Source organism: Paenibacillus sp. FSL F4-0236 (assembly GCF_038000135.1).
In the GTDB taxonomy this organism is placed as follows: Bacteria; Bacillota; Bacilli; order Paenibacillales; family Paenibacillaceae; genus Paenibacillus_AQ.
In genome coordinates this window covers 6,713,233-6,736,925 of sequence record NZ_JBBOBK010000001.1, presented here as the reverse complement: position 1 = coordinate 6,736,925, position 23,693 = coordinate 6,713,233, and the positions used below count along the sequence as shown (strand labels likewise).

Here is a 23,693-nt window from a genome sequence, read left to right as displayed (position 1 = left end):
AGATTATTTTCATTAAGCCTAAATAATAATTTGTAATAATTTAATATAATGTATTCAAAACCACCATTAAAGGATCATAACAGAAAACTATTTTGATTTCCCTGGTAAATATCCTTTTATAATTCCTTAACCGATTGTCTAGTATTTTGATGGGCGTCATATTTATTCATATATAAATTCAAAAGAGTTTTAATTAATAGCAAATTCCCTCGTAAAGGACTTATTTTAGTAGGAACTTTCCCTTTTGGATATGACCGTGACACTGGAATTTCTATCACCTTATACCCTAGTTTAGGGGCTTTTACAGATAAATATCCTAACAATTCATAAGTGTCAAAAACATCCCTGAACGGTTTTAATCTGTCATCTAAAAGGAGCCTTGTAGAATGTGCCCTGAATCCATTCGTCGTATCAGTATAATGAAATCCAGCCATTAATGAAATAAAAGGAGCATGCATTAGTTTAATAGCTAATTTTCTTGAGAGAGGTGTATTAACTTCAGTGCCTCCAGGCACATATCGAGAGCCCTGAACAAAATCATAACCTTCATCAAGTTTCTCAATAAAATCAGGAATACTTTCAACGCCATCCTTATTGTTGCCATCCACTGTGATAATTCCTTGATATTGTTCGGTTATGGCATATGCAAAACCCATTCGTAACTGAGCACTCAGTTTTCCTGTGTCCTGTTTTGTTAAAAGCGCTCTTACATTCATATCTTTTAAAAACGCATCATCTAAGGAACCATCTGTGCTTCCCCCATCCAAGATAATTATATCTATAACATCTGAGACAAGTTTAATTTTCTCTAACTGCTTTTTAATTTTATTCCCTTCATTGATAACTGGGATACAAACACAATACTTACTAGCCTTGGGTTTGAATTCTGAAAGTGTAAATTTCGGTATTTGCCAATCTATCTTATCCACGGTAAAATTCGCCCCCTCTTTTAGGAATAAACTTCCATAGCATATATTAGTGCTTTCTCAACACTTTTAATATTGCTTGAAGATAAATCACTTCTCATTTCAATCGATATCCAATTTTTATAATCTTGCATTTTCAAAGCATCTGCTATTCTTTTATGTTGTGTATCCTCTGAACCTATTCTATTAAGATAAGGTTCACTAATATGAAAATGATTCAGATATGGCATGCTTTTTTCTATAACTGATGAAACAAGTTCATTATTTAGTAAGAGTGCGCCCGCATCTAAATGTAGCTGAAATCCAGAGATCCCTACTTCCCTAACAAGAGCGATTCCATCTTCAGTGTTTGTTATAAAATCACAACCATACTGTGTTGGATTAGGTTCGATGCACAAAGTCACATTTTCCTTAGCAGCTATAGTCCCCAACTCATAAAAAAACGGAATTGCTATCTCAAACTGTTCCTTTTTAGTCAATGAACCAACAAGCCTATTCTTTGGAGAGCCAAAAACAAGAGAACGAATCCCTAACTGTCCGGCTAGAGAAATAATACCAGTTAGATATTCAATCATTTCTAGACGTGATTCTGAATTTGAGAATAATTTCAAATGATTCTGACCGAATAATAAGGATTGCATAGCTACTAACTCTATTCCGTTAGATTGCCAATAAGTCTTATATTTTTCAATTTCTATTGATGTACACGCTAAAGGGTTCTCCCATATTTTAGTCGGAGCAATCTCAATACCATTAATGCCCAATCTCTTAAGAAGAGTTTTAATTTCATTATCTTCTTCAACATTCCATGCAATATTGGAAATAGATAGATTCATTGGAGCAGCCTCTTCTCACATTCAATAAATACGGATATCTCTCGAATAATTTCCTCTTTCGACTTCATATATCCCTCTTCAGCTTCAGAATTAAATAAATTCGCATATTTACTTTTCATATTATAAAAAACGGGGTTTTTAACCGTTTCATTTAAAAATAAATTCCCTGTTGAATTCCGAGCAATTTCGGAGGCACTTACTGGTTCAGTGCTGAAATTAACTAATGATAGTGAGTTATTCAGAGCAATCTGAATATCATTCCATAAATTACACATATTATAAAATTGAAACTCTGACTGGTAATGTGTTAATTCCAAAGTATTAGAGTTAATTAAATCATATATAAAGTTTTTCTTTAATCCTTTGCCAAATAAGCCAGGAAGTCTAATTATTGAATAATTTTTAAAATTATCTCTTACAAACTGTTCCAAATAATATCTATGGCGACCATAAGGGTCTATAGTTTCCGGATCAATTTTCGAATCCTCATCAACATTAATAGGATTCATATACACATCAACTGTAGATATAAGGACAAACATCTCTGCTTTTACTTTTTTTAAAGATTCAATTAAACTATTGATATTATCAAGATCTTCAAGAGGAGCCTGATTAGCTTTCCATTTCACTGCAGGTGCAGCAGCGCAGACAACAAGACCATATTCTTTATCTTCTATAGATTTAATATTTGAAGAATTATATAGGTCATTAAAATTAGTCTGTGTAAGCAATGTAGTGCCAACAAAGCCTGTGTACCCCAAAAGACAAGTTTTATTCATGAAAACCCTCCTCGTTAACTAATTTGAAGTATTTCCTAAATCTTTTACTAATTCCAAGCGAGGTTTCTTTTCTTTAAACATTTCCACAGATTTTGTGCTGTAAAAAGGACGATTCTGAATTTCAATTAAAATACGTGATGTATACTCACCTATGATCCCACCTATAAAAAACAAACCAGCAAAACCAAGCGAAATTAAAATCATTAAGGTTGTCCAACCTTCAACTACCGACTGATTAAAGAAGTAGTTATACATTGCATATCCGCCCATAAACAATGAAAAGAGAAAGAACACACCCGTTAGTAAATGAGCAGCCCTCAAACCAAAGTGTGAGAACGAAACTAACGCATCCATTGCAAGTGATACATTTTCACGATTCATTTTCCTTCCTCGAGCCTTATTTACAGACTGATATTGAATCAGAGTTTTTGAATAACCGGTAAGTTCATAAAGTGCTTTCCGATACCTTACCTTCTCTTTTAGGTTCTGCATTGCATTAAGTGCGCGACGAGTAACCAATCTAACCGTTTCAGTAGAAAGTGATAGATTTAGATAGGATACTCTATTTAATAGTTGATAAAATACTTTAGACTTCCATCCTACTTGGCCAGATGAAGCTACAACAATATCAAATCCTTTATTAGTTGAGGTTTTGAACATGTCGTATAAAAGTTCCACATCAAAGTCGATTGTTAATGACTCTATTTCAAAAACAAAATCACCCATGGATTTATTTAAACCAGCCATCATAGCACGTTCTACACCATGCTTTCTTGACAAGTTAATGATAGTAGTATCAGCATAAATTGTTCTAATTGCATTGTGGGCCTTTTCCAATGTGCTGTCATTACTATAATCATTAACCAATATAATTTCGTAATTCTTAAAATGACTCCTCATTATGCGATCAAATTGGATAAGTGATTGTTCAATTTCTCGTTCGTTATTATACGCATAAAGAACGACTGAAACAAATACCTGTTCTTTCATAGTACTTCCTCCAAATCATAAATAGTATTAAACTTCCCAGAGAACACTGATATGAATCTTGGACTCTCTGAGAACTCCTTAATCACAGTCGGACGAGAGTCATCAAGTTCAGATGCACTAATTAGGGCCTTAACAGCGAATAAAGATTTTCTTTGAGTTAACTTAATTTCTGGAATTAAATACTTTTTAGCGAGTTGATGCATTCTAATCCAAGCAGAATCAGGTTGCGCTAAACAAAAGTTACAGTTTGATAATTGATTAGGAGTACAGTTAGGGTTATGTTGCTGGCAAGAGAACTCCGGAAGAGCACTGAAAGAAGACTCATGCGGAGTATGTCCTACAGAAGTTAATGAATGATAGGAACTCTCTCCAAAAGGCATTAGAGAAAAAAACGGACCATCCATTACAGTTATACCGACATTTTTAATGTTATCCGTCACTTCAGTCATAATCACTTCGCATATTTCATACTTTGTTGTAAATAATTCGAAATCAAACTTACGGAGAATTTGATTTATACTAGCATAAGTTGCATTTAAGATATTTGCGGTAGTGCTAATTGTCTTATCGGAAAATCTTAGAACAAACTGACCATTCGATTCACTAACTGTATCTAAAATCTTACTAAACATAATCTCAACATTTTTGAATTTGCTTAACTCATTTATATACCACTCACGAATCAAATTTGCATCATAGCTATACTCTAGCGTCTCAAACGTTGCTTCAACTGTCCCTGGATTAAAATAAGCATTACTATTCACCTCAATTGCAGGAATATCCACATAGTTACAAAAATTTAAGAACTGTTCAGAATTAGTCAATGAATCATTAGCAGAAATTGCGTAAATCTTCTTAAATCTATCATTAATAGCGAAAGAAAAATCTTGCACAAAGCGTTCATAATAATGCGCTGATTTCGTTGCAGTAGATACACTTCGTGGATAATGATATCCGTTATGAACTCTTGCCTGATTTATATAACTTGCTCTTTGTAGAGGTTTGTCATCAATTTCAATTACCGCGATCTTTAATTCTCTTTTAGCTAATAAATGAGCAGCATATAACCCATAGATTCCGGCACCAAAAACAACATAATCGTAATCCAACAAAGTCAATCCCTTTCTAAAAAAAGTTGAGTCCCTTACTTCACTTAAATATAACAATAGTTCCTGCGATTAATAACAGAACGCCAATCACCTTAAATCCAGTAAGTGGTTCATGAAATATTACAATGGATGCTGTAACTATCCCAACTGTCGTAAGTGCCTGGGATATTGGTGAAATCCGCCCAAGCTCACCACGAGATAAAGCAAATATATAAAACACAAAGCTTACTCCATACATAATAGCCCCTGACCATAGATAAGGAGAGGATATCATTTTATATAATGAGTTTAAATTTAGACCATCAAGACTTATTAGGTTAATCCCATACTTTAAAATAATTTGAGCGAAAATATTAAAAATCATGGCCAAAACTAACAATATAAGTAACATTATTATCTCCTATGATTTGATTTTCATTTCAATTCTAGCATTATTACGATCCATTTGCATTACACTTAATTACTTCCTCAACGTAATATTATTCTACTATTAACTATCATAGATTACTCTTTAGTATTATAAAATTTATTTTGTCCTTCCATATAAAAAGATGATTTATTAATTGTTACAGCCCCATCTGCTAAAAACTTAATTTCCTCTATTTCGTTATTCCACCATTTATAATCTGTACTTAGGCGAATTGCATAATCGTGACTCCCCTTTAACACATTAAATACATATATCCCCTTTTCTTCACTACCATCAGATTCAAGTTGAATTGAAGCACTACGGTCTTCTTCGCTTTTTATTTGTAATATTAAATAGGTAGTTTGATTCTTTATTATGTCCTGCGTATTTAATGAAAAATATGTGGTATTTATAATGGGTTTATTAAGGTATGGTGCATTTTGATAATTTTCGTTCCCATCTCTTTCTGCCCAAAGAATAGGTATATTCCCGATATTTCTAGTCCAAATTTCAGGTTGCTCATTTATAATTTCTAAGCCCTGAGAGATGTTTAACTTTTTTAACATAACATCTGTGTTATTAATATCAAGCCTAAGTTTAAAAGGCATTGATGGAAGATGGATTTCCATATTATTCTTCCCGATACTATTGATATAATAGGTCTGCGATTGAACTTCAGAAAAATCCTCATCGCTTTTCAACGTATAGAACAATTGTACATTTCCTGATTTGTTCGCATCGAAATCAATCTTGATACTTGTTGGTTTGCTCGCATCATATTTTATATCTGCAGACTTAATACCAATTAAACTTGATAATTGTCCAACTATATAAGGATCGTCTCCAGTACCCTGAACTTGCAAAAATTCTCCGTTTTCTTTTTCCGTAATAGCATTGTGATTCGATATTCCCTCTAAATTCGCATTTGCGAAATCACTAGAATATATCAGATTCCTAATTACACTACTTTCTTCTAATTTGCTGAGAAAAGTTTCTTTTTTAGATTTCAAAGAATAAATATCAAAATTAGATAACCTTATTAAAGGCTCATAATTTTCATAGATATACTCTGATATCATATAGTATTTAAAATCTACTGCTATGTTATCAATATGGCTCCACAGTTTTCCCGCAATGGGCATCAAAACAAGCGGAGGTTGTTTAGTCTTAATATCATTTAAGGCTAATTTTTGTGTTTTATCATCGCTAATCATAAGTGGAGATTGATTTGCATAAATCGGATTCTTACGTCCGACTAAAGCATAGAAATAATTAGTTGATGAAAAATCAAAGTATGTTTCATCTTTACTTAATGTCACATCAAGTATTCCTTTCAGTTGCTGAGCGTCTGAGGGTAGCTCACCATTAACGCGTGTACCATCAAATGAAATTGAATTGTCATATTGCTGTTGGTAGCTTTTAGACAGAAGTGCTTTTGATGCAATAGAAGCACTACCACTAAAATCGGTTAAATTTATATTTATTATTACTACTGTAACAATTGATGAGATTAAAAATCTCCCCACCCTGTCGATACCATTCTTGCTCATAACCACAAAAGATAATGCTGCCAAAGAAAACGTCCCTACGGTGTAAATTAAGCTACCTTCTGCAAGAGAGTGTCGTACGATGCCTCTCGAAATATTAAATAGAAAGAATATTGAGAAATATATAAACATTATAAAGTTCTGCTGATTCACTTGTAACAGATTTTTTTTCAATAAACTATATTTCAAAACAGAATATAGCACAATCACTGCTATAAATAGAGGTAAAATGTAATAACTTATTGTGTACGCTATTAGATTATTATCCCCAACATTCGCATATGCCCAATTTTGATTAGATTGGCATAGTTTAATAAACTCAATAATTCTTTCTTTTGGATTTATCCCTTTGAATAAGCATAACATCGCAAATAAAACTATTGCCGTAAATCCTGATATTATTCCAGACCATAAAAATTTAAAAATCGCTGAATATCGTTTATATGTGAAGGATATAATAAGGAACGTTGCTAGACCTCCGATTATTGCAGCCATACCTAAATCTAATCTATATAAGCACAATGCTCCAGCTGTTAACCAAAACCCAAAGCTATTTTTAAGTGAATGAGTTTCTCTAAAATATTTATATAAGCTAAACAGTAAAATTCCTGAAAGCAAATACGTTTCGCTGAATAAATAATCTAACAAAGGAAAAGTTAACACGAAAAAAAATGAGTTGATTTCTCCGATGAGAGACTTCAATAAGTAAAACATGACCAAAATCCCGAATATTTGTATATAACCATTATAGAGAAATGCTCCCCACGGCTCATAACCATTCAATAAAGAATAGATATATGCAAAAATTTGATTAGATAGCATATGTGCATCAAAGTTCTCAATTAAAGGTATACTCCCATATCTAAAAAGATGATCCACCGAAAGCCCATGATTCGACATTTCAAAATATTCATTACCTACCGTCGCCATGCGATATGGCTGCACAATCATAAGTATAAACGTAACCAATATTGCTGGAATATATAGATTATAAAGAGTTTTATTTGTTTTAGCCTTTAATTGACCAGCCTTCTGTCTTAATAGTTTAGTAGAAATAATCCACATTATTGTTAATGCGAAAATTATTACCGCTGAATACATAACAATTGGTTTATTAAAAACAATATCGAATCTCTTATTCAATATATTTAGCATCTCAAGCATAATTGATTGTACAATCCCTGAAAATATGATAGGTATGCTAGCTAGAATAAATATATTTCTACAATCATTGACTGTTATATTGTATTGTCCACTAATTAATCCTATGACTCTTTGGAAAATAAAAAGTAATATAACACACAGTAAAAACCATATAAATACAAAATAAAAAGTATCTATTTCTATTCCTAATTTCTGCATGAATTTACTCTCTAATAAATGCTCTATAATATGGAGCTTATTCGAAATCACAGTCACAAAGAGACTTAATGGTATCGAAATCAACATACACCATAGTAAATTAGTAATATCAAAATCATTGGTACCATTAAACCTTATATATATGTATCCTAATATGACTGCTCCACCCAGAAAATAAAGGGAGGAATCTTGACTAGCCGATAAAACACTTCCCACCACTCCTGCTATACCAATAAATGAGAGGTGTTTAATATAAAGAAATAGATGCGATGATTTTTCATTGTATCTTCCGGAGAACATTTTACAGGTTATGAGAAAAAGTAAAGCTGACATAACTAGTATGCCTATAATTAAGGAATAATAACTATTAATGCGAGTTGATATATTAAGATCAGACGCTGTTGCCCAAGACATTATATGATTAGAAAAATCTTTAATTTCAGGTGAATATGTTAATATTCTTTTAATAATAGGGAGTACTAGCAATAAAGAAATCAGGATACTTGAAGCACCCGCTGATGCCGCTAATTCTTTTTTATTCTCAAATAAGTTCTCCATCTTTTTGATTAGCATCTTTATAATTATCCCCTTCGACTAACTTGATAAAATTCCAAGTCAACAATCCTTAGGCTTAAATAAATGATTAATTCCCCAAGTAAGTGGAACTAGAATTTACCTTCTTTTTAGTGAGAGCTTAGATTTAAGAAAATAACCTGTATTCTCGCTATATCTACTACATTGGATTATTAAAAAATGAAAATAAAGTTTAGCTGCAGTTTAGTCGGTAGTATTAATAATAATTATGTTACATCGCAGGCGTAAAACTCCCACCTCAACTGAGAGGGAGTTTTCACTCGAATCATGTAACCCTTTTTACTATTTTACAAATTTTAAAAAATCCATAAATAAATCCTTTTGAAATAAGCCAACCCTGAATTTCAAAGTAATTAAAACAATGTCTAAACTCGAATTTTCTTTTGTTAATCAATCTTCTCTTTTCAAATCCTTCTTTAATTCCATCTATATATTCGTTTTGAAAACCTATTTTTTTATAAAATCGATATTTAAATATATGTCCTATAATTAAGAAAGGAGCATTTAAAAGCAGCTGAATCCCTAACATATTTTTATAGAGCAAGTACACATTATTTCTAGCGGATAATCTTACCTTCACAGAGTTGTATCCATTTCCAGTTGTAGCACTGCCTATGTGATAAATAATCGAATCCGCACAAAATAAATTATCATAACCTTCTATACGAGCTCTATAACCAATGTCTACATCCTCTAAATAAGCAAAAAAATGCTCATCGAAATATCCTATTTTATCAAAAGCTTCACGTCTATATATTGCCGCACCCGCACAAGAAGTGAAAATATGCCTATTATTTTGATATCTGCTAATATTGCTACCATGTCCCTCTTGATATGCCCATCCAAAAAGAGTAAGCGCATCACCCGCATTATCGATGAGATTATTAGCATGAAATTGGAGCATCTTACTTGAACAAGAGAAAGCATTTTCATTACTTTCAATACAAGTAAGAAGATTTTCAAGCCACGTCTCAGTTAAAAGAGTATCATTGTTTAATAAGGCAACATATTTACCTTTACTATTTAGAATCCCCTGATTTACCGCTGCGCTGAATCCTTTATTCTCTCCTAGTAATAAGCAAATAATATTCGGCATTATATCACGAGCGATCTTAACACTATTATCAGTAGAACCATTATCCACCAATATAGTCTCATAATCCTGATATGATTGTTTTTTTAAAGTAGTAAGACAGTCAATTAAATATTTCTCGCCATTATAATTAGGAATAACGATGGATACATTCATAATTTATTCCCTTAAAAACTTGTCGCGTTCAGACAACAGTTTTCTTATTCCCTGATCAACATTAATTTTGGACTCGAATCTCAGATATTCTTTAGCTCTCCTTGGATCAAGTACATTCCGCTTTACATCAATATCTCTCATGCTTTTGTAATCCACATGTGCTTTTACGTTAGTTATCATCTCAATCTGTTTGATTATCTCTAAAATGCTTGTACCAATTCCTGTCCCCACGTTAAAAATCGGTTTAACACTATGTTCTGTATGAATATATTCCACAGTAGACATAATTGCTTCAATCACATCTGATATTTCAATGTAATCTCTTACCGTTGATCCATCGCCCCAGACGGTAATAGTATTACCAGTTAAGATGGTATCTAAAAACACTGAAATAGCGCCAATCTTCTTCTCTGGATCTTGTCCAGGACCATACGGATTAGCTACACGCAAAATAATATTATTCATATCATAAAGTTGATTATACATTAATAGGATTTTTTCAATTGTAAGTTTCATTATTCCATAATGATTCAAAGGGTGAGAATTACTATCTTCATTTAGAAGATCCACTTCATTAAAATCTCCATAAACAGTTCCCCCCGAGGACAAGAAAATCACTTTTTTTATCCCCTTCCTCTTCACTGCTTCAAGCAACGCTAAGGTTTTTATAACATCATTCTTATAGGAGTCTGATATATTTAGCATGGAAGAGTAAGGAGATACCGTACTTATCAGATGTATAACAACATCTTGGTTCTCCAATAAATTATCAAAGCGTTCTTCCGTCAAAAAATCCCCTTCTATTGCATTGAATTCAACATCAGGTAAACTTTTATCGGTGATGTGTCGATCGTACACAGTAACATTATAATTACTTTCACACATTTTTTTTGTTAGATGCGCTCCAATAAATCCAGCACCGCCCAATATAAAAACATTCATAAGTTAAACAACCCTTTCGTTGGTTTCCCTTTCTATATAAAAAGGAAAAAATCAGAACAATCTAAAGTACGCAGACGCAAAATTGCTCATTTTAAATTGTTCGAATAATAACTTCGTATTTTTTCCATACTCAGAATATTGCTCTAAATCAGTAACCATCACTCGCATTGCATCTGTAAGTTCTTGAACTTCAACTTCTCTTTCCTTGTTAAGTTCAAGAATAATACCAGCATATTTATTCTGGTTTTCAGAGTATAACATCTTTGGAATTTCGCCAATATTAGTAGAAATTACAGGTTTATCATAAGCTAGATATTCGATAATAGAATTCGGAAGACTTTCAGATATAAAGTAACTCGGAAGGATTGCCACATCAAATACTTTTACCCATCCGATCCATTCAGATGGTTTCTTCAAGTCCATGATAAAATGAATGTATTTATAATCTTTATATTTCTCTCTCATATCATCTGCATATTGGCCATGTCCTACTAAAATTAAATGAGCCTTTTTTTCAAGTTCTTTGTTTAAGTTGATGATAGCTTTAATGCTCTCTTCCCAACCCTTTTCTTTTATTGCACGAGAAACTAGACCAAAAACGAAATCATCTTTACCAATACCAAGTTCCGTCTTATCTTTCAAACCGATATTTTGTAGTTGGTATCCATAGTAAACGTTGTGTAGCTTATTTATATTATTCACAGTAACTGATTCAAACACTTTTTTGTTTTTGTTAGTTGCATAAATAATACTAGTTGCTCGATCAAGGACAGGTTTAACCATGGCTAAAAAGTCATTATCCCAATCAGGATTTTCTATTAATGCCTCATAGCATCCGTGCATAGCCAACACCCAATTAATATTTTGATTTCCTTGAATTGCCTGATAGGTAATTTTGTCGGACCACCAAATATGGCTATTTATAACCTCAATTTTCAGGTCATCAATATAGGATCTTAGTTCATCCGGGTTGCCATTACTATTTAGAACATTTACATTTCCAGAAATCATTCCTGACATCATAGAATCTTCTAACCAGGGCCTAGCATTATACACATATACCTCTTGAAAAGAGGCGAAAAAATTGGCTAATCTAACGACCAACATTTGTCCTCCACCCACCTCAAAATCAGGAGCAACAAATAGTATTCTTTTTTTGATGCGTAAATAATTAATAGAATTAACTTTCTTTCTAGCTTCATTTTCTAAGTTCAAGAACTTGTCAGCTAACACATCGTTTTTCAATATATTTTTACTTTCATAGCCTTTACATCCTAACCTTGCATATTCATTTGAAATATGTTGAAGAAATCTATCTACTATAAATCCCGGGATCTCAAAGTTCTCTAAAATAAATAATTTAATAGCTAACATTTCTTCAAATAATTCAAGTTTCTGCTCATTTCTACTTACAATGCTACTAGAGTGTCTTCTATGATAATTCAATATATCGGAAACATAAGAGATCTTCCCTATTTTTAGCGCATATAAATATGCTAACCAGTCTCCTCCAATTTTATAATCACGTAGCATTTCTTCCAGTCCCTCAAGTGCAGATGATCTGAATAATACAGCGCTAGCGTTAGGTATGGTATTCTTAATAGCCAATCCCTCGACTACTTCTTCTCTACCTTCAATGCAATAAGAAGAATCCCATTTAGTTATTGACAGATCCTTTGTATACTCAGAATAAACATAGCCAACTTTATTAGAGTTTCCATCTATAATTTCAGATTGGCAATATGCCAAGTTCACCTCGTCATCATCAAATGATGGGATTAACTTCTCCAACATATTACTTTCACATAAATCATCAGCTTCAGCAATCCATATCAGGTCTCCAGTAGCCTCTTTAATTCCTCTGATCCATTGACCAAAACAACCCACATTCACTTCATTTTTTATGATTTTATATGGAATATTAGATCTCTTAAGTATCTTCTCTGCCACTTGTACACTATTATCGGTAGACATATCGTCCAGAAAAATAATTTCTTTCGGTTTCACTGTTTGATAAATAATAGAGTTCAATCTATCTTCAATATAATCTTCATAGTTATAATTGGGGATAATTACGGAAACCTCGTTGCTAAATGTCTTCTCACCTTGTGTCATATGTAACAATTGGTCTACATAATCCGAAAAATTCAATTCTTTTTCGATTAATTCCAGCCCAAGCTGCTTTATACTTTCATATAACTGCTCATCGCTTAAAATCCTGTAAACCTCTGACGCAAAATCTTTAGTATTCAAGTATGGGGCTGGTCTAACTCCTAACCTTTTAATAAATTCCCCCATGCCGCCGTTCCCCTCAAAAGTAACTGTAGGCGTACCATTATCAATTGCCTCTAGTACAATAGAAGGAAACGGATCTTCCCGTGAAGGAAGTAAGAATAAGTCAGCTCCCTGTAAGATCGGGGAAAGATTAGTTTGAAAATCAATTTGGTGGATATATGAGTCTACCTTTAAGATTTCCGCATCATGTTTCATCCACTTTTCGAGTATTGGTTCAACTTGCCCAACCCATACAAAATGTAGTTTCTCTCCATTCCCCCCCACAATCATTTCTTTCGCTATAGAGAAGAAAATATCAAATCCTTTACGAAGATCACCGTATCCCCCGCCTAACAGAATAGTCGAATCTGATGCAATCTTCAAATTTTCACAAAGTTTCTTTTTTGCAGTCAGTTTATCCAAAGTACCTCTACGTTTGTTATATATACCTTGAGGTCTTATATGTACCTTTTTCTCATCTACTGGAAAACAATCTGCGAAAGAATCTCTAACAAAATTATTTGGAAAAACGACCTTGTCAGAATATTGAACAGCATATTTTGCGGCTTCTATAAAATCATACGTCTTTATAGATGTGGGTAATTCATGAACAAGTGAAATAACCTTTATACCATGTTCAAACATTAATTTAGTAAGTATATTTGAAACAACAGAGTTAGAGATACAAATGTTTATTCCCTTTTCTTTAATCTCAGTAATTATTTTGCTAACTTCTTCTTCATTCTCCAAGTAGGAAAGGGAATTCTGATTGAAATTTATTATGGTAGCATACTTGGAAAACTCACTAACAAGTGGACCGCCTTTTAGTAACAGAACGATAACATCCTTATTAAAAACCTTCTTTAACGTTTTTACAATGTTAAGAGATAGGATAGATGCCCCCGCATTTTGCGCATCATGAGAAACAAATAAAACAGTATTACTTTGTTTTAACGAGATTTCGCTTTTAAAATCCTGGCCGCTCACTTGAATATTATTGTAGCTATCCACGTTCTGATAAAGTTTACTCTTCGTTTTTTGAATAGCTTGCTTTATCCCGTTTTCCTTCAATTCTTTGAAGAATTTCGCTCTCAAATGTGGTTGTTTACTAACAACCCTTCGTAACTTAGCGGTATATTGCTTCAATTTTTTCGCCTTGTACTCAGGATTGGATATTTGAATTAGTTCCAACTGACCGAGAGTAAAAGACGATGTCTCTGCTATTTCCAACGTAATAATTTCTGCATCGAAATCGCACTTTAAGAAATAAACAATAGGAGTCCCATGAAATGTTCCTAAATGATACTTTTCATGCCTTTGATTATTGCCTTTCACATGTAATATAACTTCTCCAGTAGTCTCTAGATTTGAAATATTATATACTAATTTATAATACTTTTTACTGGTTTTAAGCTTGAAGTTAATAAATACGGAGTTATTATTTTCCGAAACTAATACTCCGTGCGTATTTACAGATGCATTTTCAACTTCAAACGAATTTAGCAGAGTCGTTTGCCTTAAAATATTTTTCTTGATATGATTTCGTTCGATAATATTCTGTACTAAATTTGTAGCTTCATTCAACTTTTATCACACCAATCTCGTTTATTTAATCATTCTAGCGATTAGTTTTCCTAGAATAGTTGAATATATTTTATTGAGTTCGTTATCTTTCAAATTCAATTCTTCAGTTTTCATATTCAATTCTTCAGTTATTTGTCTAACCTTCAATTCTTCTTGTTCCCTCAAGATTAATTCTTTGTCTGACCTTTCTTCTATACTCGATATTCTATGCAATAATTCATCTATGTTTTCTTTATTCTTTCTCAGGCCTTCTTCCATAGCATCTTCTAATTGTCTATTTTTTACCTTTAAGTTTGAAATATCTAATAAAAGATCTGTATTTTCTTTCTCTATTGTCTGTATTTTATATTCAAAATCTCTTTTCATATTCTCTTTTTCTTTCTTGCCTAATCCGGTAAGTTCGATAAGTTTTCCCAATAACCAATCCGGCTTACTAAATTCATAATCTATACAACTCAGTCTAACGATAATTCTACTTAATTCCATTTGGGGTGAATCAAAAAGAATTTGTGGGTCTTCATGAAGAAACAGGAAAGTATTCCCATCTGAAAAATCTGCATTATTACTATATTTGTCTATTATTAGTTGTTCCCTATTTTTATCAATACAAACGATTTCCTCTATAGTAATGATACAATTCACATTCAATGGATCAAATCGCAATCTTTCGATCCTCTCAAATCCTATTAAATCAAATTCATATTCTCGAGAAGAACCATTTGCTCTTATCGTTAAGCTTTGTTCTTCTGTGATACCATTACCGCAATCAATATATAATTGTGAATAATAGTAATCTCCCTTAGTTACAATATTCCTTCTTGTTACAGAATTTTCTTGCTGGGGTTGTAGTTCCATAACAAATTGGTATAGATCACATAAGGGTCTATTTTTAAGGAATTTGACAACACCATTTGGTAATCCATCAAAAAAATTACCCAATTCTGTTTCACCCACGCGTTTTATAATTGCATCTTCCCACTTAACCATTAAATTGCAGGTAGATATCATATTTAGTAAACTGGTATATGTGAAAAAACGTATATGAGTATCGTCAAGTAGACCCGTTTTTCTGTATTCAAATTTGTTGTGCAACAAATCAATAATGACACTATTATGGGCAATATTGGGTACTGAAATCAATAAAGAACCTCCTATTTCTAGAAGTTCTACGCATTTATTCATAACAATCTGAGGATTGTAGAGATGTTCTAATACATCAGCAAAAATAATGTGATCAAACTTCACATTTTCATACTGCTCCAACCATTTAAAATCTTCGATATTACCTATTACTACACCTTCAGCAAAAATTGAAGCTTTCTTTGCAGCAACTTCGTCTATCTCAACAATATAGACTTTACAATTCAGTTGTTCCTTTAAATACTTTGTCATTCTTCCAGCAGCAGGACCAAATTCTAATACTGTCGATCCTGGTCTGATTTTTTTTATAATAAGTGACAAAGAGTTTTTAGACGAGATATCCAAATCGAAATCATATTTCACTATTAATCACCATCCATTTTCCATTTATGCGGAAGAACACAAATACCTTCACCTATATACGCAGCTCTCACAAAAAATTCTTTAATTCTTGCTCTATAATCAATAGGTACATGAGCATTGTTTTCAAAAATTGCTACATCAAAATAATAGCTACCACCTAATAAATTAAATTCTTCATATTCCAAGTAAATTGTATTCATACCTTTTTTGTAAGAAATTTTTTCTTTATCTAATAAAGTATTAACACCGCAGACGTAGATATCATCGATAGTATGAATGGCTACCCCGATAACTATATCTAAATCATCAGTATTCATTTCAAAATCAATCTTCAAATTAAAATTGGAGTTATATTCGATTTCATCAATTTCCTTACCATTAGTATCAATAAGCTGAAACCCTTCAATAACACCGATCATATCATCATTCAGTTTTAATTTTCCTTTATTCCCCTCATCTTCATTAGACTTTGAAGATTTTTCGCCATATTTCAGATAATCGGTATAACGATCACATATTAAGTCGGTGTCACCCTGTGCTTCGATCCTTCCTGAATTCAACCAAATAGCTCTGTTGCAATAACGCTTTATACTATTTATATCATGAGAAACAAATAAAATAGTTTTGCCCTTATCTCGAAACTCACTAAACTTTTCCATACATTTTATTTGGAATTTCAGATCACCAACTGCCAACGCTTCATCAACTATCAATATTTCTGGATCTACATTTATAGCTACTGAGAAAGCTAACCTTGCGAACATACCGCTTGAATAGGCTTTAACTGGTTGATAAACAAAATCACCTATATCTGCAAATTCCAAGATACTATTTAATTTTGCATCCATTTCCTCTCGACCAAACCCCATCATCATACCGTTCAGGTATATATTTTCAATACCTGTATACTCCAAGTTAAATCCTGCACCAAGTTCTAATAATGCAGAGATTTTCCCATTAACATAAACCCCTCCAGAGGTAGGTGATGACACTCCAGTAATAATTTTTAGAATCGTGGACTTCCCAGATCCATTTTTCCCAATTATACCAACTACTTCACCTCTATAAATTTCCATGCTAACATCGTTAAGTGCATAGAAAGGGCGATGGTAAGTCATTTTCCGAATACTCAATGACTCCTTCAAACGATGTATAGGCTTCTCATAAAGCTTGTACACTTTTGTTATATTCTCAGCTCTAATAGCCAACTCTTTGCTCATATCCCTCACCTTTTCTAAAGCACATCTGCAAAATGTGGTTTCATTCTCTTCATAATTGTAATACCAATTAAGAACAATATTGATGTGAGTAACCAAAAATAAATGGATTGGTTATATCGCTCCCAAAACCAAACCTTATTAATTAGGGCGTCACGATATCCTTCGACAATATAATATACAGGATTCACTTTAAGTATCCAACGATAAGAAGCCGGAAGCATAGTGGAACTCCACAAAATAGGGGTTAACCACATTCCAAACTGTAATATCAAGCTAATAATCTGTCCTAAATCTTTAAAGAAAACTATGAGGGAACTCGAAATGAGCGATAAACTAAAGACAAAACAAATCGTACACAATGAGTAGTACACTACCTGAGTAGCGTACATTGAAGGATTAACACCATATAGCAAAAAGATAATAAAGGTCAAGATAACAAAAAACAAATGCACAAAGAAAGAAGATGTTATTTTCACCAAGGGGAGTAACCTAATTTGAAAAACTATTTTTTTCACTAAGTAACTGTACTCCATCAGACAATTTGTCGCGCTTCCCCAAGCCTCAGCAAAAAAGAACCACGGAACAATACCTGCCACTAGCCATAGTATAAAAGGAACACTGTGTACCGAACCTGATCTAAATCCAACTTCAAAAACAAACCAATATATTAAAACAGTAACGACCGGCTGTACGAATGCCCAAATCACACCTAGATATGAACCTGCATACTTTGTTTTAAAATCATTTACAGATAAAAAATAGAGCATTTTCTTATTCCGATACAACTCTTGAAACAAATACTTAATATCAAAACGTAATTTTACATACACCAAAAAAATAATAGTTGTGAATAACGCTATACCAAAAGCAATAAACTTCTGAATAATTTGATTATCTTCTATTATCTTTCCTTTTATCTCATTTGAAGGAACAAATTCAATGTAAGGATCTTCTCCTAAAACTGAGACAGACAAATCCCCCTGATAATATTTCAAGTTTTCTACTTGATGACTGTTTTTTAAATTAATGTCTTTCATGTTTATTTCATAAGAGTGTAAGGGTGAACTAATAGATATATTGCTTATAAATACATTTCCAGGTTTCGTACCTAAATCTAATCTTAATTTTTGCACATCATCATCTAAAGGGAACTTGAGTCGTTCAAACTCCCCTACTTTATTATAATTCGCAACTACCGACTGTTCCTCACTTAACTGCTCATTATTCTGCATAAAATACACTTGGAAATAATCTTCTTCTCCACCCTTTACAGTTAGATCCAATTCCATTTTGTTAGATGGTTGAATAAAAACCATGAAAAATGCGTAAAAAATAAATAGAGCTAATAGACCAACAATTCCGAATTTCGCAAGTTTTTTTTTATTAAATCTCACTATATAGTGCCCCTCTGCTAATTATATAACAATCTCAGACATTACCTTCCGCAACATCAATTAGGTATTTTCCATAATCAGTTTTCAAAAGAGGCTCCGCCAATGCAATTAACTGTTCTTTCCCAATATATTTCATGCGAAACGCTATTTCTTCAACACAAGATATATAAAGACCTTGTCTTTTCTGAATGGCCTCTACAAAATTTGAAGCTTGTAGTAAGGAGTCATGCGTTCCTGTATCTAGCCACGCCATACCCCTTCCCATTAGTTCAACCTTTAATTTATCCTGCTCCAGATATTTTTCAATTACAGAAGTTATCTCTAATTCCCCTCTTGCAGAAGGTTCGACATTGTGAGCGATCTGCACAACATCTTTGTCAAAAAAATAGAGTCCAGGAACTGCAAAATTCGACCTTGGGTTTTGTGGTTTTTCTTCAATTGAAATAACTCTCTTATCCTGATCAAACTCGACCACCCCGTATGCTTTAGGGTCGTTTACGTAACAGCCAAATATTAAGGCTCCATCTTCTAGTTTAGAGGACTCTTGCAATATCTTAGAGAAATTAAGACCATAAAAGATATTATCTCCTAACACAAGAGATACGGCATCACCATCAATAAAGTCTGCACCTAGAATAAATGCTTCTGCTAATCCATTGGGTTCACTTTGAACTTTATACATCAACTTCATTCCTAAGGCTGAACCATCTCCTAGTAAATTTTCAAAAAAAGGTAAGTCTCGAGGAGTCGATATAATTAAAACTTCTTTTATACCAGCTAACATCAAAACTGATAGCGGATAATAAATCATAGGTTTATCGTAAATTGGAAGCATCTGCTTTGATATAGCTCTTGTTAATGGATATAATCTAGTACCTGAACCACCTGCTAATATTATGCCTTTCAAAATTGATCGCCTCATTCATTAATTATTGTTAATATTCTTTAGGAATAACTGTTACTGTTTACTAGTCTTGTAGTAAAATACTACATGTATGCTATTAATACTCATGTAATTACAGGAAAAGGAGATAATAACGTGTCGAAACCAGTATACGGTAAAAACGCCGCTCAGTCGAGAAATGTTGAAAAGATAGCAAGTCCGATATGGGCCTTGGTTGTTGCTTTTATTTTATTTTTGTGTTGGGCCCCATTTCAAGTGGGATTATTTAACGGACAACAATTAGACTTCGAGAAGCCAATCTATGTATCAGCACTACTAAGCGGCCTTTTGCTGCTAGTCTGCCTTGGCTTATACTACAAAAAATTCAAATTAGATGAACAGAGGAACTTAGTAGCTTCATCTTCTATCTTACTGCCTCTGACCTACGCTTTATCATTGTTTGTCGCAGTTTCGCAATATACGGCGATGAATATGCTGTTTATTCAGAGCATGTATGTTGCAGTCTTCATTATAGCCTTTTATCTCTTGAAGCAAAAGCAAGTAAATGTTGTCATTCAAAATGCTATATTGGTGATCGCATATTTCATTGTAGGTTTTGGACTCTTAAATTGGCTAGGCAGCAGCAAATTAGCTGGCGCTCTTGTGGGCTGGTTCTCAAACACTGTACGGAACGATATCTATTTAGATGCAGTTATGACTGATTCTAATGGACTTCGTTTGACTTCGATCTTTCAATATGCGAATACATACGCTGCATTCTTGATGGCTTTTCTATTTGTAGCAATATTCGCGCTTATTCGCTCTAAAAAATGGTATGGAACCTTGACTCATGGCTTTATGTTAGTACCGATCATTGTGTCGATCTTGTTAACATTGTCTCGCGGTGGCTTGGTCCTGCTACCTGTAGTATTCATACTTCTGCTTCTATTCCTAAAACCTGCACAGCAAATCCTTTGGATTCTGCATTTAGGAGTTGCCGGTATTGTATCTTTGCTCATTACGACACCCGTAACTAATCTAGGAATAGAGTTAAACGCAAATTTCACTTCTTCTTCCGCTTTAAAAGGTTGGGCATATCTATTAGGAGCTTCACTAGTTGTGGCTGGCCTATCTTGGGTCATTCAGCGTTTTGTCGCTCCATGGCTGCATAAGAAGCTGAGTAATTGGTCTTCACGTAAACGGACAAGCCTTTGGATTCCGCTCGGATCTGTCGCTCTAGTAGCAATTTTAGCTTTCTTACTTATCGGTACGAGTGCAAAAAGCATCTTGCCTGATAATATGGAGACTCGTCTTGAGAACATCAATTTCCAACAACATAGCGTACTTGAACGAATTACTTTTTATAAAGATGCCATGAAGGTAGTTAAAGATTATCCCATCCTTGGTGCTGGTGGTGGAGGCTGGTCCTCACTATATGAGCACTATCAGAACAACCCTTATACTAGCCGCCAGGTGCACAACTTCTTTCTTCAATTTTTGATCGAGGTTGGGATTCTTGGCTTTATCGTATTTATGGGCTTCATTTTATATATTTTCTATAAGTATATTCGTGGGTATGTTAAACGCGATAAAAATGATTTTGAGAATGGTTTCTTTTACCTAATTATTGCTCTATCCATTCTTGTGCACAGCCTGCTAGATTTCAATATGAGTTATGCCTTTATGGGAATACTCGTCTTCCTTGGACTGGCGGGCATGGCAGTTGTCATGGATAGTAAACAGCTACGTAAAAGTTGGAATAAAGCTGGACTACGGATTGGATATTCCGCTATTCTCACCGTAGGAACGGTATTCTTGATATTCCTCTCGATCAGCTATATTGGCTCCAGTAATGCTGCTCTTAAGGGTAAGAATCTAATTAGAGTAAGTACTTCATACGAAGAAATTAAAGCTCCATTGGTTGAAGCTTTAAAAACCCGTCCTAATCATCCTGAATCCGCCATCTCCTTATCTGCTTTGGATATGACGGTATTCAATCAAACGCAAGATGAGCAATTTCTTGAAGAGGCTCATAATGTATTAACTCGAGCACTAAAAGATGAGCCTTACAACAAATATCTTTTAGCTCAAATGGTGAGCTACTATGATTTAAAGGAGCAAAGTGACCTTGCATATAATGTTTACCTGGACAATGCTGACAAGTTCAACTGGGATATCAACTGGTATGATACTCTCATCAGCCGTTCCTTTGCATTAGGTCAGCAAGCCCTTAACCAAAAGGATGAGACAAAGAAACAAGAGTATTTCAATGAAGCTCAAGAAGCATACAATCACGTTCTTTCTGGAATAGAACATCTGAAGACTCTTCCACCAGAACAACTGCAAGGGCGTCCTTTCTCAGTAACGCCAACTATCGCTTTAAACGTTGGTAGAATGCAACTTTTATCCGGACAAGAGGATGCAGCCAAGACAACTCTGAAGCTTAATTCGGATCCTAATTACACGGATATAATGAACGGTGAAACTCCGTGGGATATAAATTGGTACAGTTCACTAATCAGCCGTTCATTTGATTTGGGGCAGGCAGCTTATGCACAACAAGATAATCCAGATAGAATAGAAAACATGAAAGCGGGCTTTGTCGTTGGGCTTTTGGCCTATAATCAGGTACTTGCGGATAATGATCCTTCGAAAACATTTACTCCGGATGTGACACTGAAGATAGCAAAAATGCAGTATATGTCTGGACAGATACAAAAAGCAATCTCCATCTTGAAACCGGCCTTAAGCCAAGATTTCGCAGATGCAACCAATCGTGAGATTGCTCGTTGGTACCTTGCTGCACTGACGAAAACTGGTGGCGAAGATCAGGCGATATACAATTCACTGATTGCAGCTGATCCCGCGGAAGCAGCACAAATCGAGGCCATCGCAAATTCACAATTCTAAAAAAGGAAGAAATCAAAAAAGCGTGCCGCTGTAATTACAGCGGCACGCTTTTTTCAATGATATGAGTTCTATTTAAAGCCCTGCCTTAGCAACTTCGCTATCTATAAGCTCTTTCATATATCGAAGTAAATCATCTTTAAGCTCTTCATGCTGAAGTGCATAATGAATGGTGGTCTGAATGAAGCCCATCTTCTCACCAACGTCATGACGTTTACCTTCAAAGTCATAAGCAATAATCCGCTCCACTTCACTTAATCGGGAGATGGCATCCGTAAGCTGAATCTCTCCACCTACACCTACCTGCTGCTCGCCAAGCATATCGAAGATACGTGGAGTTAAGATATATCGTCCCAAAATCGCTAGATTTGAGGGGGCTTCTTCTCTCTTAGGCTTCTCTACTAGACGATTTGCCTTGTAGACACGTTCTGCCAAAGGCGAAGCGTCTACAACACCATAACGCGATACTTCTTCCCATGGAACGGGTTGAACGCCTACAATTGAAGATTTATATTCATCATAAACATCTATCATCTGTTTGAGGCATGGTTTATCCGCTTCAACAATATCATCGCCTAGCAATACAGCAAACGGTTCATTGCCTATGAATTTACGAGCACACCAAATCGCGTGTCCAAGACCTCTTGGTTCTTTTTGACGGATGTAATGGATATCAGCCATTTCGGAGGATTTACGAACGGATTCAAGAAGTTCCCACTTCTGTTTCTCAGCTAAGTTAAATTCCAGTTCAAAAGAATTATCAAAATGGTCTTCAATCGCTCGTTTACCTTTCCCCGTCACGATAATAATATCCTCGATTCCTGAAGCAACTGCCTCTTCGACAATATATTGGATCGTCGGTTTATCTACTATCGGTAGCATTTCTTTAGGCATTGCTTTGGTCGCAGGCAAAAAACGGGTACCAAGACCTGCAGCGGGGATAATGGCTTTACGGATCTTCATCACATTAACTCCTTCTGTCGGTTACTCTTCCATCTTAAATACTCTGTATAGTAAAATGGCATATTTCCTTTAATTATAGCAGTTATAACAGATTAATGTCAGAGTGTTTGTTATATTTGTATATCTATTCCAATCAAATCGGAGAGGGAGAAATTATATAAGTCTTTTACAAGATCCCCCCCCTTTGCTAACTCTCACCTATATATTATCTAGTATATGCAA

At 34.0% G+C, this 23,693-nt stretch carries 16 protein-coding genes; 1 reads left to right on the top strand and 15 read right to left on the bottom strand.

Annotated elements, in window-relative coordinates; genetic code table 11:
- Positions 1 to 116: 116 nt before the first annotated feature.
- From NSQ29_RS29925 to rfbA, 14 genes are all read right to left on the bottom strand, one after another.
- The gene (locus NSQ29_RS29925; RefSeq protein WP_340973087.1) at positions 117 to 929 is read right to left on the bottom strand and encodes a glycosyltransferase family 2 protein; all 813 of its coding nucleotides are present in this window, start codon (positions 927 to 929) and stop codon (positions 117 to 119) included.
- Positions 930 to 949: 20 nt separating this feature from the next.
- Positions 950 to 1,762, bottom strand: coding sequence for a sugar phosphate isomerase/epimerase family protein (locus NSQ29_RS29920; protein WP_340973088.1), 813 nt, complete (start codon positions 1,760 to 1,762; stop codon positions 950 to 952).
- Complete coding sequence (locus NSQ29_RS29915) at positions 1,759 to 2,541, bottom strand: NAD-dependent epimerase/dehydratase family protein (protein ID WP_340973090.1); 783 nt, start codon at positions 2,539 to 2,541, stop codon at positions 1,759 to 1,761. The genes NSQ29_RS29920 and NSQ29_RS29915 overlap by 4 nt, the downstream gene beginning before the upstream one ends.
- Positions 2,542 to 2,559: 18 nt before the next feature.
- Positions 2,560 to 3,531 carry a glycosyltransferase gene (locus NSQ29_RS29910; RefSeq protein WP_340973091.1) on the bottom strand — a complete coding sequence of 324 codons (972 nt, stop codon included), beginning with the start codon at positions 3,529 to 3,531 and terminating at the stop codon, positions 2,560 to 2,562.
- Positions 3,528 to 4,640 (bottom strand): FAD/NAD(P)-binding protein, encoded by a 1,113-nt coding sequence (locus tag NSQ29_RS29905; RefSeq protein WP_340973093.1) that lies wholly within the window; start codon positions 4,638 to 4,640, stop codon positions 3,528 to 3,530. Before NSQ29_RS29905 ends, NSQ29_RS29910 begins: the two co-directional genes overlap by 4 nt.
- Before the next feature lie 40 nt (positions 4,641 to 4,680).
- Entirely contained in the window at positions 4,681 to 5,031 is a 351-nt protein-coding gene (locus tag NSQ29_RS29900) for a hypothetical protein (protein ID WP_340973094.1), read from the bottom strand.
- Positions 5,032 to 5,144: 113 nt separating this feature from the next.
- Positions 5,145 to 8,531, bottom strand: a complete 3,387-nt coding sequence (locus tag NSQ29_RS29895) for a hypothetical protein (protein ID WP_340973095.1) — start codon at positions 8,529 to 8,531, stop codon at positions 5,145 to 5,147.
- Positions 8,532 to 8,817: 286 nt separating this feature from the next.
- On the bottom strand, positions 8,818 to 9,801 hold the full coding sequence (locus tag NSQ29_RS29890) for a glycosyltransferase family 2 protein (RefSeq protein WP_340973096.1): 984 nt from the start codon (positions 9,799 to 9,801) through the stop codon (positions 8,818 to 8,820).
- Positions 9,802 to 9,804: 3 nt separating this feature from the next.
- Positions 9,805 to 10,743 (bottom strand): NAD-dependent epimerase/dehydratase family protein, encoded by a 939-nt coding sequence (locus NSQ29_RS29885; protein ID WP_340973098.1) that lies wholly within the window; start codon positions 10,741 to 10,743, stop codon positions 9,805 to 9,807.
- A gap of 51 nt (positions 10,744 to 10,794) precedes the next feature.
- On the bottom strand, positions 10,795 to 14,601 hold the full coding sequence (locus NSQ29_RS29880; RefSeq protein WP_340973100.1) for a glycosyltransferase: 3,807 nt from the start codon (positions 14,599 to 14,601) through the stop codon (positions 10,795 to 10,797).
- A 21-nt stretch (positions 14,602 to 14,622) separates the two neighbouring features.
- Positions 14,623 to 16,104 (bottom strand): class I SAM-dependent methyltransferase, encoded by a 1,482-nt coding sequence (locus tag NSQ29_RS29875; RefSeq protein WP_340973102.1) that lies wholly within the window; start codon positions 16,102 to 16,104, stop codon positions 14,623 to 14,625.
- Between the two features lie 2 nt (positions 16,105 to 16,106).
- The gene (locus NSQ29_RS29870; protein WP_340973104.1) at positions 16,107 to 17,324 is read right to left on the bottom strand and encodes an ABC transporter ATP-binding protein; all 1,218 of its coding nucleotides are present in this window, start codon (positions 17,322 to 17,324) and stop codon (positions 16,107 to 16,109) included.
- Positions 17,325 to 17,338: 14 nt separating this feature from the next.
- Positions 17,339 to 18,718 carry an ABC transporter permease gene (locus NSQ29_RS29865; protein WP_340973106.1) on the bottom strand — a complete coding sequence of 460 codons (1,380 nt, stop codon included), beginning with the start codon at positions 18,716 to 18,718 and terminating at the stop codon, positions 17,339 to 17,341.
- A 34-nt stretch (positions 18,719 to 18,752) separates the two neighbouring features.
- Positions 18,753 to 19,625, bottom strand: coding sequence for a glucose-1-phosphate thymidylyltransferase RfbA (gene rfbA / locus NSQ29_RS29860; RefSeq protein ID WP_340973108.1), 873 nt, complete (start codon positions 19,623 to 19,625; stop codon positions 18,753 to 18,755).
- A 132-nt stretch (positions 19,626 to 19,757) separates the two neighbouring features.
- On the opposite strand from rfbA, the gene NSQ29_RS29855 reads away from it, so the two are divergent.
- Complete coding sequence (locus NSQ29_RS29855; protein WP_341126699.1) at positions 19,758 to 22,511, top strand: O-antigen ligase family protein; 2,754 nt, start codon at positions 19,758 to 19,760, stop codon at positions 22,509 to 22,511.
- Positions 22,512 to 22,583: 72 nt separating this feature from the next.
- Here the strand turns inward: NSQ29_RS29855 and galU are convergent, their stop codons facing one another.
- A complete protein-coding gene (galU, locus tag NSQ29_RS29850) occupies positions 22,584 to 23,471 on the bottom strand; it encodes a UTP--glucose-1-phosphate uridylyltransferase GalU (protein ID WP_149645276.1) in 888 nt (295 codons plus the stop codon).
- Positions 23,472 to 23,693: the final 222 nt, after the last annotated feature.